This is a genomic window from Staphylococcus sp. HMSC062A01, from assembly GCF_001836805.1.
In the GTDB taxonomy this organism is placed as follows: Bacteria; Bacillota; Bacilli; order Staphylococcales; family Staphylococcaceae; genus Staphylococcus; species Staphylococcus haemolyticus.
The window spans coordinates 1-251 of sequence record NZ_KV830637.1; the positions used below are offsets into that span (position 1 = coordinate 1).

General features: G+C 43.4%; 1 protein-coding gene. It reads left to right on the top strand.

Features of this window, described 5'->3' with window-relative positions:
* A partial coding sequence (locus HMPREF2715_RS08465) for a hypothetical protein (protein ID WP_141757452.1) occupies positions 1-251 on the top strand: 251 nt, incomplete at both ends.

Genomic DNA, 251 nt, shown 5'->3' on the forward strand with positions numbered 1-251 from the left:
TTGATAAGGATAACAACGTGATTGGTTCAGGTACTACGGATAGTAATGGTCGAGTTACAATTTCACCAACGGTGCCTATTCCTGAGGGCAATGTCATCGCTAAAGCTTATGACAATGCGGAAGTTCCTAATGTGGCAATTTCTCAACCAAAAAAAGCAACTGATACTACGCCACCAGCTACTCCAACGCTTGATACTGATTTAACTGGTAAAGCCGATACTCAAACACCGATTACGGTGACAACGGATCCG